This window comes from Pigmentiphaga litoralis (assembly GCF_013408655.1).
Taxonomy (GTDB): Bacteria; Pseudomonadota; Gammaproteobacteria; order Burkholderiales; family Burkholderiaceae_B; genus Pigmentiphaga; species Pigmentiphaga litoralis_A.
Genome location: NZ_JACCBP010000001.1, coordinates 2552573 through 2565045, shown reverse-complemented (window position 1 = coordinate 2565045; position 12473 = coordinate 2552573). Strand labels below are relative to the sequence as shown.

The 12473-nt window shown below is 63.3% G+C and carries 13 protein-coding genes; 6 read left to right on the top strand and 7 right to left on the bottom strand.

Annotation, left to right across the window (positions count from 1 at the left end):
* Window positions 1-15 precede the first annotated feature (15 nt).
* The 5 genes from HD883_RS11540 to HD883_RS11520 all read right to left on the bottom strand — a co-directional run bounded on the left by HD883_RS11540 (window position 16) and on the right by HD883_RS11520 (window position 5354).
* Window positions 16-573, bottom strand: a complete 558-nt coding sequence (locus tag HD883_RS11540) for a cupin domain-containing protein (protein ID WP_179585402.1) — start codon at window positions 571-573, stop codon at window positions 16-18.
* Between the two features lie 148 nt (window positions 574-721).
* A complete protein-coding gene (locus HD883_RS11535; protein WP_179585404.1) occupies window positions 722-2299 on the bottom strand; it encodes a carboxylesterase family protein in 1578 nt (525 codons plus the stop codon).
* A 46-nt stretch (window positions 2300-2345) separates the two neighbouring features.
* Window positions 2346-3236: an alpha/beta hydrolase gene (locus HD883_RS11530; RefSeq protein WP_179585406.1), complete on the bottom strand. Its 891-nt coding sequence runs from the start codon at window positions 3234-3236 to the stop codon at window positions 2346-2348.
* Between the two features lie 37 nt (window positions 3237-3273).
* Window positions 3274-4257 carry a Bug family tripartite tricarboxylate transporter substrate binding protein gene (locus HD883_RS11525; RefSeq protein WP_179585409.1) on the bottom strand — a complete coding sequence of 328 codons (984 nt, stop codon included), beginning with the start codon at window positions 4255-4257 and terminating at the stop codon, window positions 3274-3276.
* Window positions 4258-4421: 164 nt separating this feature from the next.
* Window positions 4422-5354, bottom strand: a complete 933-nt coding sequence (locus HD883_RS11520; protein ID WP_179585411.1) for a LysR family transcriptional regulator — start codon at window positions 5352-5354, stop codon at window positions 4422-4424.
* A 136-nt stretch (window positions 5355-5490) separates the two neighbouring features.
* Here HD883_RS11520 and HD883_RS11515 point away from each other — a divergent pair, with 136 nt between their 5' ends.
* Genes HD883_RS11515 through HD883_RS11500 form a run of 4 tightly spaced genes read left to right on the top strand, consistent with a single transcriptional unit; the run spans window position 5491 to window position 8908 of the window.
* Entirely contained in the window at window positions 5491-6813 is a 1323-nt protein-coding gene (locus HD883_RS11515; protein ID WP_179585413.1) for an aromatic ring-hydroxylating oxygenase subunit alpha, read from the top strand.
* 9 nt (window positions 6814-6822) lie between these two features.
* Window positions 6823-7299, top strand: coding sequence for an aromatic-ring-hydroxylating dioxygenase subunit beta (locus HD883_RS11510; RefSeq protein ID WP_179585415.1), 477 nt, complete (start codon window positions 6823-6825; stop codon window positions 7297-7299).
* An 18-nt stretch (window positions 7300-7317) separates the two neighbouring features.
* Window positions 7318-8550, top strand: coding sequence for an NAD(P)/FAD-dependent oxidoreductase (locus HD883_RS11505; protein ID WP_179585417.1), 1233 nt, complete (start codon window positions 7318-7320; stop codon window positions 8548-8550).
* 49 nt (window positions 8551-8599) lie between these two features.
* On the top strand, window positions 8600-8908 hold the full coding sequence (locus HD883_RS11500) for a 2Fe-2S iron-sulfur cluster-binding protein (RefSeq protein WP_179585420.1): 309 nt from the start codon (window positions 8600-8602) through the stop codon (window positions 8906-8908).
* On the opposite strand, the gene HD883_RS11495 is transcribed toward HD883_RS11500, so the two are convergent.
* On the bottom strand, window positions 8905-10065 hold the full coding sequence (locus HD883_RS11495) for an MFS transporter (protein WP_179588601.1): 1161 nt from the start codon (window positions 10063-10065) through the stop codon (window positions 8905-8907). The two genes, HD883_RS11500 and HD883_RS11495, sit on opposite strands and share 4 nt — an antisense overlap.
* 126 nt (window positions 10066-10191) lie before the next feature.
* Here HD883_RS11495 and HD883_RS11490 point away from each other — a divergent pair, with 126 nt between their 5' ends.
* The gene (locus tag HD883_RS11490; protein ID WP_179585422.1) at window positions 10192-10653 is read left to right on the top strand and encodes a winged helix-turn-helix transcriptional regulator; all 462 of its coding nucleotides are present in this window, start codon (window positions 10192-10194) and stop codon (window positions 10651-10653) included.
* A 30-nt stretch (window positions 10654-10683) separates the two neighbouring features.
* Here HD883_RS11490 and HD883_RS11485 read toward each other — a convergent pair whose 3' ends face one another.
* Window positions 10684-11586, bottom strand: a complete 903-nt coding sequence (locus HD883_RS11485) for an AraC family transcriptional regulator (RefSeq protein ID WP_179585423.1) — start codon at window positions 11584-11586, stop codon at window positions 10684-10686.
* 135 nt (window positions 11587-11721) lie between these two features.
* On the opposite strand from HD883_RS11485, the gene HD883_RS11480 reads away from it, so the two are divergent.
* Window positions 11722-12465 (top strand): SDR family NAD(P)-dependent oxidoreductase, encoded by a 744-nt coding sequence (locus HD883_RS11480; protein ID WP_179585425.1) that lies wholly within the window; start codon window positions 11722-11724, stop codon window positions 12463-12465.
* Window positions 12466-12473: the final 8 nt, after the last annotated feature.

Sequence of the window (12473 nt, the reverse complement as noted above, 5' to 3'; positions counted from 1 at the left end):
ATCGCGGCCGTCCGTTCAGCCGCGCGCGGCCAGCGGCAGCGCGTCCAGCAGCACAAAGGCCACGGTGGCGGCCTCCGCGGTGCGATTGCTCCAGCCGTGGCTCGTGCCGCGCTGAACCAGCACGTCGCCCGCCGTGAGCAGCGTCTCGCCCTCGTCCATCACCGCCCAGATTTCGCCCTTGAGCACGATCGCGTAATCGACCGACGCGGTGGTGTGCATGCCCACCGTCTTGCCCTTGCGGGTGGCCGCGCCGGCCAGGTCGTGCCCCATCGCGGCAAAGGCCGCATGCTCGTCCCAGCCGTCCATGTAGCCGGCGTCGGGCGGGAACTGCACGACACGGAATACGCTACCGCCCGGCGGCGGCGCAAGGCTGATGTCCGAGCAGGGCTCATCGGCACTGCGGTTGTCGGCGGGGGAGTGGAATGTTTTCCAGAGGTCGGTCACCACCGGGCCGGTGGCCGTGGTGCGCAACACGAACGGCGAAGGTGCATCGTTGACGATCACCGAGCGGCCGGTCGCGTCGTGACCGGTCACCACCCGGCGCACGGCGCAGGGGTCTGCAATCTTGGGCATGTTGTCTGTCTCCTAGTGCCCAGATGGTAGGCACCAGGATCGCCATGCGATACATGAAATCTCGCATGGCGGTTCAATGTGGAGCATTGAACTCAGACAGTCAACGACAGCTTGCTCCTGCGCCGCAAGCCGTCACCACGATCCCGCTCTACACACCCAGGCCCAGGCTGTTCCAGAACGCGCACTTGTGGGCAGCGTTGGCATCGACGCCGGTCTGCACAGGGCCGGGCCCGAACTTCAGAACGTCAGTAGGCTGAGCATAAGCGGACCAGGTGGGCAGCCCGGCGCCGTTGGGGTTGCCCGAGCGGATGAAGTTGGCCCAATACTGGATCTGCTGCCGCGACAGATCCAGCGACGCGCCGGTCGAAGCACCCGTCGGGAAGAACAGGTTTCCCTGCGTCACGTGCAGGTTTCCGCCATCGCCGGGGTCAGCCGCCTCGTAGGCAAAAAGCGGGTTGCCGCCGACAGCCTTGGCGATCTCGAAGTTGCGAAGATTCGTGCACGTCGCGATGTACACGCCCTTTGGCGTGCGCCCGAAGTCGGCCTCGATCCGATTCAGCGCCAGGTTGCCGCTGGCAAAGCCCGAGAGCGGATACGCTGCGGCGATCGCCGCGGCATCGGTTCCATACCGTGTCGCCAAGGTGGACACGTACGACGCCGTGTCCTGCGGGTTCAGCGGCCCGGTTCCCAATGCGCCGGCATAGCTGAAGTCATTGGGCAGCAGCTCCCACGCGGCATACCCCATCAGCGTCGGCAGCTTTCCAATCAGCTGCCTGGGTTGTACCGGGGCCACCGTGCCGCCGACACTCGGGAACACCACCGCCTGCGGCAGCGTGTTCTGCGCCGTGATGACCTGCGCCGGTGTCAGGGTTGGCGAGCGCAGGCACGTCGCAATCTGCGCGTTAGTGCCCGTGCAGCCAAGCGATTGGGGAATGCCGGCTTCCTGCACATACTTCTGGTCGATGGTCGGCCATTGGAAGGCACACGGACCACTCGATATCAGTTGCTTGTTGAACAGCTTGCCGGCCTCGGGATTCGTTGAACTCAGGCACGTCGTCATGGCGCCGCCCGAACTGCCGCCCATGGTGACGTTCGCGGGATCCCCGCCAAAGGCCGCGATATTGTCGCGGATCCACCGGAGCGCCGCATGCGCGTCCTGCACGCCGTAGTTGCCGCTGTCGCGGCTGGAGCTTTCCAGCGCCGGGTGCGCCAGGTACCCGAAGATGCCCATGCGATAGTTGATCGTTACAACGATGACGCCCGCCTTCGCGAGTGTCGCGCCGTTCAATCCGCCCCCGTTGCCTGCGACAAAACCGCCTCCGTGCACCCACATGAAGACCGGCAGGGGTTTCTCGGCTTTCAGTGGCCGCCATACGTTCAGGAAAAGGCAGTCTTCGGTCGTGGTTTGGCTTGCCTGGGGGCAGGGGGAGCCCGGCTTGCTTGCGTCCAGTTCGCCCTGCCACGCCGCCCGGGGTTGCGGCGCCTTGAAGCGCAGTTCGCCCGTGGGCGCCGCCGCATAAGGAATCCCGAGGAAGGACACCGTATCTGCTGCAAGCACCCCACGCACGTCACCTGTCGTGGTCCTGGCCTGGGCCGGGGACTGGTCTGGCGCAAACGCCGCCGGACCGTCTCCGTCTCCCCCGCCGCAGCCGGCCAGCGCGGTCAACGTCAAAAAAACGGACAGGCGCAAGCGACCTGATAGCGAGTGCAACAAGGTGGTGTTCATGACGTCTCCATGACGTGGCGGTGCAAGGTGCTCGGAACGCAAGACGCTAGCCGTTCGCGCGATTCAACCCCATCATCCGCAGCGTCGCCTGGGTCAGCGGACTGTCGGCCTTGGCCAGTTCGCACAGCAGATTGAAGTGGTTGGCGTGAGCCGCCGCCACGTGTTCCACCTGGGCGCCTGCGGCTTCGCACACCGCCTGGTAAGCCGCCGTCTGGTTCTTGAATCCGTCGGTTTCCAGGCCGCCGACCGACAGGATGATGGGCATGCCCGCGGCAGGGGGGTGAAAGCAGGGGCTGACGTCTTCGGCCGTCTGCGGCTGGAGCCGCAGCCAGGCGTTCGAATCGATATCGCAGAACGGCCGCAGGTCGTACAGACCGCTCAACGCAACAATGCCTTTGACGGCGTCGCCGGGCAGCCGGTATCCGTCTTGCCAGCCGGCCTGCGCTGTCATCGCTGCAAGGTGGGCGCCGGCCGAGCTGCCACCCACGTAGATACGGTCTCGGTCCAGGCCGTACTGTTCGGCGTGGTGGTACACCCACGCGATGGCGGACCGTATCTCGCGGATCAGTTCCGGCATGGTTGCGGCCGGCATCAGGGTGTATTCGACGGTGACCACGGCAGCGCCGGCGCGCGTGAATACCGGCGCCATGACCGGCGCGTCTTCCTTCGTTTGTGAACGCCAGTAGCCCCCATGCAGGAAGATGAATACCGGTGCGGGTCGGCGGCTGGCAACCGGCAAAAAGATGTCGAGCCGCTCGGCTGCGCCCATGCCGTAGCGCAGATCGAGCAGGGCCGCGCATTCGTCGCGCGCCACGATGGACAGGTCGGTGTACTCGCGCACACTGGCCTCGAAGTCAGGGACCGAGCTGCGAGCGGTATACATGCGCGTGCGCTGTTCGATGTCGGAAAAAAACAGGTCGGGCGAAGATGCGGTCATGTCGGCATGGGCCTGTAATAAGGAAGTCGGGGCGGGGTCATTCCACTTTCGCGCCGGAAAGGCGAACCAGTTCGGCTCGCGATGTGAGCTGCGCCGCAATGGCGTCGCTGAACGCCTTGCCGCCCAGAGCCCGGACTTCAAAACCGCGCGCCGTCACATGACTGGCCTTGAAGTCCGGCGTGTTCAACACGGTTTTGACGTCCTCGTGGATCTTCGCGGCGACCGCCGCGGGCATGGCTGCGGGCGCGAACAGACCGACCCACACATTGGCGTCGACTTCCGGGTAGCCCAGTTCCGCAAAGGTAGGCACGTTGGGGTATTCAGGCAGACGGTGGTTGCCGGCTTGGGCAATCGGCTTAAGCAGATTCGTGTCGAGCTGCTGCTGGATGGACGCGATGCCCGACCAGGTCAAGGCGATCTCCCCCGACATCACCGCGTTCAGCGCCTGCGGCAGGCCGCGGTAAGGCACATGCAGGATTTCGATGCCCGCCTTGCGTTTGAGCATCTCGGTGGCAAGATGCGGCTGGCTGCCCGACCCGAATGACGCATACGAATATTTGTTGGGTTCGGCTTTGGCCAGCTTGATCAGCTCGGCCAGATTGTTCGCGGGCAGCTTGGGGGTGGCGACCAGCATCTGATCGAACGACACCATCATGGTGATCGGAACAAAGTCCTTGGTCGCGTCGTAGGGCAGCTTGCTGTACAGATGGGGATTGACGGTGTGGGTGGAGTCGGTCGTAATCAGCAGGGTATGACCATCGGTAGCGCGCGCCACCGCTTCGGCCCCGATCAGGGTATTGGCGCCCGGCCGGTTTTCAACGACAACCGGTTTTTTCCAGATCGCCGCCAGGCTCTGGGCCGTGGCCCGTGCAAACACGTCCACGCCACCGCCAGCGGGATAGGCGACAACCAGGCGGACCGTCTGGGTGGGCCACGCCGCTGCGGGCGATTGCGCCCAGGTGGGGAAGGCCAGGGCGGCCAGGACACACACGGTAGAGACTTTCAGTACATTGCGCTTCATGGCTTTGCCTACTCAAAGAGGAAAGAAAAACGCGCCGTCGACTGCTTCAACGAAGCGATGAAAAGCTTGCCGTGCCCGAATGATATTTCCACAGCAGGACCCGACAAATAGCTCGGCATGGAAATGACTTCTTCGCTGACTGAAGAAATCAATGCTGAAAGAAATTACGCGGCGCGTCCGGTCAACGCGGCCTCCCATTTGCTTTCGTAGCCGGCCTTGCGGAAATCGTTCAGGACGTAATCCAGGAACACCCGTGTTCTGGCAGGAATCAGTTTGCGGCGTCGGTAGACCAGACTGATGGACATGGGGGGCAGTCGCCAGTCGAGCAGAATCGGGACCAGGCGGCCCGACACAATGTCGTCGTAGATGACGTACATGGGCTGGGCAAGGATGCCCAGTCCTGCCAGCGCCGCGTTCCTGACGACCATGCCATCGTTGGCGTCCAGGATCGGCGACGTCGCGATCGAACAGGAGATTCCATCGCGCTCGAACGTCAGTTCATAGGGGTTGTGATAGCTGTAGCCCAGAAAGTCATGCTGCAAGAGGGCTTGGGGTGACATCGGCACGCCATGCCGGGCGATGTAGCCGGGCGCGGCCGCCAGCACGCGCCGGGTGGTTGCAAGGTGCCGCAGCACCAGGGTCGAATCGGGTTCCTGTTCGCGCGTACGTATCGCCACATCCACGTCATTGTCGGTGATGTCGTAGTAGCGATTGGCCGCCACCAGCTCCACCTTGACGTCCGGGTACATCGCCCTGAATCCGGGCAGCAGACCGGTCACGTGATGCAGCATCAACGACAGTGACGCGGTCACCCTGAGCGTGCCCGAAGGCAGGCCGGACGTTTGCGAGGCTTCTTCTTCCGCATCGGTGATCTCTTCCAGTGCCGCCTTGCACCTGGCATAGAAGCCCTGGCCGATTTCGGTCACGGACAGCCGGCGTGTGCTTCGCTCGACCAGCCTGGCGCCCAGGCGAACTTCCAGTGCCGCCAGATGCCGGGTCGCGGACGCCGACGACAGCTTCATGGCCTCGGCGGCCTTGCCCAAGCTTCCCATCTCGACGACACGAATGAAAAATTCGTATTCAGCCCAACGGTCCATGCTCAGTTCTCCGGTAGCTGAAAAAGTAGTTTTCACCGCCAGCGGTTTATCTGGTCGGGGTCGGGCCATACCATTCTCCCATAGCAAGGGCCGCAACTGAACAGCCCCTGATGCAAGTAAAAGGGAGAACACCGTCTTGAAAACCGAACAGGTCCACGAAGCAAAGATAACGGGTCCGGCGCGCCAGCAGCCCGTGTTTCCGATCTGGCCCGCCGCCGATTTTTCGCGCGTGCCTTACGAAGTCTTTACCGACAGCCAGATCTACCAGCGCGAAATGGACCGGCTATTCCGTGGGCCCGTCTGGAACTATCTGGCCATGGAGTGCGAGCTGCCCAACTGGGGGGATTTCTCGACCACCTGGGTCGGCGATACCCAGGTCATCATCAGCCGCGCCAAAGACGGTTCGATCCATGCCTTCGAAAACAGTTGCGCACACCGGGGCGCGCGTATCGTCGACGAGGTACGCGGTCATGCCAAGCGGCACGTCTGTCCCTACCACCTGTGGACGTACAACCTGTCGGGCGATCTGACGGGCGTGCCGCTGGAAAAGGGGCACAACGGCAAGGGCGGCATGCCCCCGTGCTTCGACAAGCAGGACCACGGACTGAAAAAGCTGAAGGTCGCGACCTACGGCGGCCTGGTGTTCGGCACCTACAGCGACGAAACCGAACCGCTGGAAGACTACCTTGGGCCCCACAGCCTGACGCAGATCGATCGGCTGCTGACGCAGCGCAAACCCAAAGTCATCGGCTATCTGAGGCAGAAGATTCCGGGCAACTGGAAGCTGTATAACGAGAACGTTCGCGACCCGTATCACGCTTCCTTGCTGCATCTGTTCCAGGTGTCGTTCGGCATCCAGACGCCCGCCATGCAAGGTGGCATCAAGATGGACAAGGACGGGAAGAACACCTGGAATCATTCGATCCTGGGGGCGGACGACGCCGAGAACCTGCGCAAGCTCGACAAGGAATACGCCGACAGCGGCAAGCTCAACCCGGATCTTGAAATGCATGATCCGTCGATGCTTGAAGTGCCGCTCGACCTGCAAGACAACTACAAGACCACCTTGCTGTCCATGTTCCCGACACTGATCGTGGCGCAAGTCGACAACACCTATGCCATCCGCCATCTACGGCCCAAAGGGATAGACGCTGTCGAGCTCCACATCACCTATCTTGGCTTCGAGGGCGACACCGAGCAGCAACTCCACGATCGCATGCTCCAGGTCAATCTCATCGGCCCCGCAGGCTACATCTCGATGGAAGATGGGGAAGCGCTCCGCCTCGTGCAGGCAGGCCTGAGCCGGAAGCACCACGAACATTCGGTGTTGGAGATGGGCGGTGTAGGTGACCTGCACGACACCGATTACCTGTCTCAGGAAATCTCGATCCGGGGCTTCTGGAAACACTATCACCAGCTGATGGGTTTCGAATTGAACGAATCGGCCAACCACGGATAAAGCGCGAAGATGACCTTGACGATGCAAGAGCAGGTTGAACGGCTGAACTACGACTATGCCGATACGCTGAACCAGCGCCGCTATGCAGAGTGGCCCGACTTCTTTGCGCAGGACCGTTGCGACTACCGCGTCGTGTCGCGCGAAAATCATGACGCCGGTTTGCCTGCGCCACTGATGGGCTGCTATAGCCACGGCATGATCAAGGACCGGGTGACCATGCTTGTGAAGGAAACCCTGACCTATCGCAAGATGTACTTGCGGCATGCCATCACGAACGTGCGCGCCGATCAAAACGCGGATGGCAGCATCGCGGCAAGCGCGAACTTTACTGTCATGCAGTCCGACCCGGAAGGCAACGCGTCGATCTACATGGTCGGATGTTATCGGGACCGGATCGAGCCCCTGGACGGCCAGCTGCGATTCCGAAGCCGGCTGGTCATCGTCGACTCATTCAGCATCGACACCATGCTGGCCGTGCCCCTGTAGGCAGGCGCGAACAGAACGATGAACTCCTCAATCACAGTCATTGTTGGCGCTGGCCTGGCCGGCGCCGAAGCCGCCTTCAAGCTGCGCGAGTGCGGGTACGCCGGGCGCATTGTCCTCATTGGGCAGGAACCCTGGATGCCCTACGACAGGCCGCCCTTGTCGAAGGCGTACCTGAAGGGCGTGCTGGCGACCGAGCATATCTGGCTGCACCCGGAAACGCGGTATGGCGACGAAGACATCGAGGTCCGGCGGTCCACCTCCGTACGCCGGATCCAACGCGACGCACGGCGCGTGGTCCTGGCAGATGGCGACACGCTGGCGTACGACACGCTGATCCTGGCGACCGGCGGCGAAGCCAGACGCTTCCCGGCCTCGGGTGGCGAGCTGCAGGGTGTGATGACGCTGAAGACCCTGGATGATGCCGACCACCTTGCCGCAAGGTTGGAAAGCCGGCCCACCGTCGTGGTGATCGGCGGCGGGTTCATCGGGCTGGAGTTTGCCGCCACGGCACGCCTCGCCCACTGTGACGTGACGGTCGTCGAAGACCAGCCGCACATCCTGTCGCGGACGGTATCGCCCGTCATTGCCGCCTACGTGCATGGCGAGCACGTGCGGCAGGGCGTCAAGATCCTGACCGGGACGCGGGTCGAGCGCATTCTCGGAGACGCCAAGGTCACCGCCGTCGAGCTTGCCGGCGGACAGCGCCTTGCCGCCGACCTGGTGCTCGTGGGCATCGGCAACGTCCCGAGCGATACATTGGCCCGCGAAGCCGGGCTGGTCATCAGTGATCGGGGCGGCATCTTCGTCGACGACGAAGGGCGGACCAGCGACGCGCACATCTACGCCCTGGGGGACTGTGCAAGCCGGCTATACCCCGGATTGGCCATGCCGCTCAGGCTGGAATCCGTACAGTGCGCCTACGCGCAGGCAAGACGGTTGGCCGCGTCCATGACCGGGCAGCCGCAAAAAAGCCACGAGGTGCCCTGGTTCTGGTCCGATCAATTCGACATCAAGCTGCAGATGGCGGGACTGCCGCTGCCCGGGGATCACACCCTGTTGCGGGGAGACCCCGCATCCGGAAAGTTCAGCGTCATCCATCACAACCCCAGTGCGCTGACGGCGATCCAATGCGTCAACGCTCCGGGCGACTTCGTCTCGGCAAAAAAGATGATCGCTGCGAACCGGTCCTTCCCGACCGAGCTGTTGACCAACACCGACCAGTCCATGCGCGACATCGCAAGGATGGCGTGAGCCGTCCGCCGACGCCCACCCATGTCTACCTTCTGGAAACCGCAACACCATGATCGAACTTGATGTGATTGACCGCAAGGGACGCGAGCGCTCGATTTCCGTACCGCCGGGCGGCAGCCTGATGAGCGTGCTCAAAGCGTCAGGCCTGCCCATCGCCGCCACCTGCAGCGGCGCCAAGTCCTGCGCCACCTGTCATGTCTTTGTGCTGGATGGATACGACCAGGTCGGCCAGCCCGACGAGGACGAGCTGGACCTGCTGCTTGAAGCCGACAGCTATCGGGAAGGGGTTTCGCGCTTGAGCTGTCAGATCCAGGTGACTGCGGCGCTGGCGGGCTTGCGGGTGGAAGTCGCGCCCTAGGGCGACGTTCGTAGCCAGAGCAAGCCCGCGGCGGCGCTGACGCCGGCACCAAGCAGACACACCCCCTGCCAACCGGCGTGCGCGAACGTGACCGTGGATGCCAGCGCCCCCACGCCGCTACCGACCGAATAGAAGAGCATGTAGCTGCCAACCAGACGGCTGTGATCGCCCGTACGGTCGCGGAAAATCAGGCTCTGGTTGGTCACGTGCAATGCCTGCCCGCCCACGTCCAGCAGAACGATGCCGGCGACCAATGCCCACAGCGAGGATTCCATCTGCGACAGCGGCCACCATGCGACAAACAGCAGGGCCAGCGCCAGCCCGGTTGCCGGCTGATCCCGTCCGGCATCAGCCCACCGGCCCGCACGCGTGGCTGCCACCGCACCCATCGCGCCAACCAGACCAAATCCGCCGATGGCGAGGTGCGACATCGAAAATGGCGGCGCGCTCAGCTGCAGCGCCAGTGCGCTCCAGAAGATATTGAAGGCCGCGAACATCAGCAGCGCCAGCATGCCGCGACGTTGCAGCACGCGGTCATGGCGCAACAGCGTGCACAGCGACGCGACCAGCTGCGGGTAGGCCAAGGACTGCCGCGCCGCGCCCGTCGGATCGAGCACCGGCAAGCGGCGCCACAAGAGCAGCGCCAGCGCCGCCATCGTCACGGCCGCAGCCACATACACCCCCCGCCAACCCGCGACATCGCTGATGCCCCCCGCCACCACGCGGGCCAGCAGCAGTCCCACGAACACACCGCCTTGCGCCGCGCCGACGATACGTCCCTGTTGACCGGGCGGCGCCGCGCTGGCGGCATAAGCGATCAGCCCCTGTGTCATGGCCGTGCCCAGCAAGCCCACTGCCAGCATCCCGGCAAGAAGGGCAGGGGTCGACGGCGCCAGGGCGACGAGCAACAAGGCGGCGACCAGCGCCAGCAACTGCGCCACCATCAAGCGCCGCCGATCAACCCGATCGCCCAAGGGCACCAGCAGGACCAGCGCCAGTGCGCATCCGACCTGCGTCGCGGTAATGACGCCGCCAATCGCGCCAAGTCCCACGGCGAAGTCCGAAGCAATGGCGTCCAGCAAAGGTTGAGCGTAATAGACGTTGGCCACGCTCATGCCGCTGGCGGTGGCAAACAGGGCGACCATGCCGCCTGGCATGCCGCTCGATCCTTGGTGACGTTCCACAAGCTATCCTTGAACTGGTTTCAAAACAAAACCGGTTGAAGGATAGACAGGCTGGTTTTAAAATGCAACCAGAAACGCCGAAGGCGTGAAGGAGCTTCCATGCCGCGTGCACCTGCAGTCAAAGACACTACCGATGTCGTCGAGACCTGCCCGGTCGCCCGCGCGGTCGATCTGGTCGGTGACCGATGGTCGCTGCTGATCGTGCGCGACGCGTTCGATGGCACGCGCCGTTTCGGCGATTTCCAGCGCGGCCTGGGCATGGCGCGCAACATCCTGGCGGACCGGCTGCGCAAGCTGACCGACGCCGGCATCCTGGATCTGCAGGCCGCTTCCGATGGCACGGCCTACCAGGAATACGTGCTGACCCCGAAAGGCGAAAGCCTGTTTCCCCTGGTCGTGGCCTTGCGCCAATGGGGAGAGCGCCATTTGTTCGCGCAGGGCGAGCGACACTCGACCCTGGTCGATACGCGGACCGGCAAAGCCATCCCTTACATGGCGCCGCAGTCGAATGACCACACGGTGTTGACGCCGGCAAGAACGCGGGTCAAGAAGGTGGGGTGACATCCCCGGAGGTAAATAGGTCGATTCGGCTCACGAATCCAGCGTTGGCGTTGACGATCCTGCCTTGATTCTGGCTGCATCCTGTCGCGGCGGCATTCCGAAGATCCGGGCGTACTCGCGGCTGAATTGCGTCGCGCTTTCGTAGCCCACCTCAAACGCTGCCGCTGTCACGCTCCGCTTGCGCGTCACGATCAACGTTCGCGCATGCAGCAGGCGGATACGCTTCTGGTATTGCAGGGGACTGAGCGCGGTCACGGTCTTGAAATGCCGATGGAACGCGGACACGCTCATTGCGGCGCGGTCCGCCAGCGCGTCAATGCGTATCGGCTGCGCGAACTCGCGCCGTATCCACTGGATCGCCACGCTTACGCGCGCCATGGCGCTATCCGGGGTGGCGATGTCACGCAGCATGTGGCCATGCGGTCCACGCAGGACGCGATAGATGATTTCGCGTTCGTACAAGGGCGCCAAGGCGGCTATGTCTGTCGGGTGATCCATCAGCCGCAGCAACCGCGCCCATGCATCGATCAGCTCGGGCGTCAGTGCTGCCACGCAGAAGCCAGGGCGGTCTGCGCCGCCGGAGTGCTGCAGGTCAGGCAACTCCGCGATCAGGGGCGCGATCACTTCAGGTGTCAACGTCAAGGCGACCGCAAGATACGGGTCCCCTTCAGCGGATGCCCGTACGTGGCCGACTGCCGGCAGATCGACCGACATCACGAAGTAGGTTGCGGGATCGTAGTGCAGCGTCTGATTGCCGACCGTCATCGACTTGCTGCCTTGCAGGATCAGATTGATCATCGGGTCATACACCGCGGCCAGGTCATGTTCAGGAATTGCGCCTTGGACCATCGCGACGCGTGGTATGCCCGTGGGCGTGCGGCCGTTGCTTGCACGGCTGGCAAGGCGTCTGAGTTCATGCAGCGTGTCGTTCATGGCGACATCTGACCGCAAACCGGGAAGCAGGACAAGCAGAAAAGCAGAATCAGGCAAGTTTTCGGCAGCATCGTAGGCGCCGGATCGAGGCCGTCCGCCTATCGTGGAAGCCTACTCAGGCAACACGGAATACCTATGAATGTCATCGTGATCACCGGCGGAAGCCGAGGCATCGGAGCCAGTGCGGCGTTGCACTGTGCACGCCGCGGAATGGGCGTCATCCTCACCTACAACGACAACCTGGCCGCCGCGCAAGGCATTGTCCGACGCATCACGGAAGAGGGAGGGAAGGCTGTCGCGCAGAAACTGGACGTCGGCGCTCCCGCCACTTTTTCTGTTTTCCGTGACGACGTGGCGCAGGTGCTGAACGACGTCTGGTCGCAAGGCGTCATTAGCGGCTTGGTGAACAACGCGGGGTTCGGGTTGTACAACCCGCTGTCTGATGTCACCGAAGACCAGTTCGACCGACTGATGAATGTGCATCTGAAGGGTCCCTTTTTCCTGACGCAAGCATTGCTCCCATTGATGGGTGACGGCGCAAGCATCGTCAACCTGACCAGTGCGACCACCCGTGTCGCCACTGCGGGTGTGGCGCCGTATGCAGCGTTCAAAGGCGGCCTCGAAGTGCTGACCCGATACATGGCCAAAGAGTTTGGAGTGCGCCGCATCCGCGCCAATGCCGTTTCCCCAGGTGCGATCCGCACCGAACTGGGCGGCGGACTGACCAGCGATTTCGAAGCGCTGCTTGCATCGCAGACGGCGCTTGGCAAGGTCGGTGAGCCGGACGACGTCGGCCGGGTCATCGCCATGCTGCTTGCCGACGAAGGTCAATGGATCAATGCCCAGACGATCGAGGTCGCGGGCGGTTATGTCATCTGATCAAGGAG

Excerpts from the sequence above, each read along its gene's own strand:
- HD883_RS11505 (WP_179585417.1), top strand. The coding sequence starts at position 7,318 with ATGAACTCCTCAATCACAGTCATTGTTGGCGCTGGCCTGGCCGGCGCC.
- HD883_RS11530 (WP_179585406.1), bottom strand. The coding sequence starts at position 3,236 with ATGACCGCATCTTCGCCCGACCTGTTTTTTTCCGACATCGAACAGCGC.
- HD883_RS11525 (WP_179585409.1), bottom strand. The coding sequence starts at position 4,257 with ATGAAGCGCAATGTACTGAAAGTCTCTACCGTGTGTGTCCTGGCCGCC.
- HD883_RS11540 (WP_179585402.1), bottom strand. The coding sequence starts at position 573 with ATGCCCAAGATTGCAGACCCCTGCGCCGTGCGCCGGGTGGTGACCGGT.
- HD883_RS11500 (WP_179585420.1), top strand. The coding sequence starts at position 8,600 with ATGATCGAACTTGATGTGATTGACCGCAAGGGACGCGAGCGCTCGATT.
- HD883_RS11490 (WP_179585422.1), top strand. The coding sequence starts at position 10,192 with ATGCCGCGTGCACCTGCAGTCAAAGACACTACCGATGTCGTCGAGACC.
- HD883_RS11495 (WP_179588601.1), bottom strand. The coding sequence starts at position 10,065 with ATGCCAGGCGGCATGGTCGCCCTGTTTGCCACCGCCAGCGGCATGAGC.
- HD883_RS11510 (WP_179585415.1), top strand. The coding sequence starts at position 6,823 with ATGACCTTGACGATGCAAGAGCAGGTTGAACGGCTGAACTACGACTAT.
- HD883_RS11520 (WP_179585411.1), bottom strand. The coding sequence starts at position 5,354 with ATGGACCGTTGGGCTGAATACGAATTTTTCATTCGTGTCGTCGAGATG.
- HD883_RS11535 (WP_179585404.1), bottom strand. The coding sequence starts at position 2,299 with ATGAACACCACCTTGTTGCACTCGCTATCAGGTCGCTTGCGCCTGTCC.
- HD883_RS11480 (WP_179585425.1), top strand. The coding sequence starts at position 11,722 with ATGAATGTCATCGTGATCACCGGCGGAAGCCGAGGCATCGGAGCCAGT.
- HD883_RS11485 (WP_179585423.1), bottom strand. The coding sequence starts at position 11,586 with ATGAACGACACGCTGCATGAACTCAGACGCCTTGCCAGCCGTGCAAGC.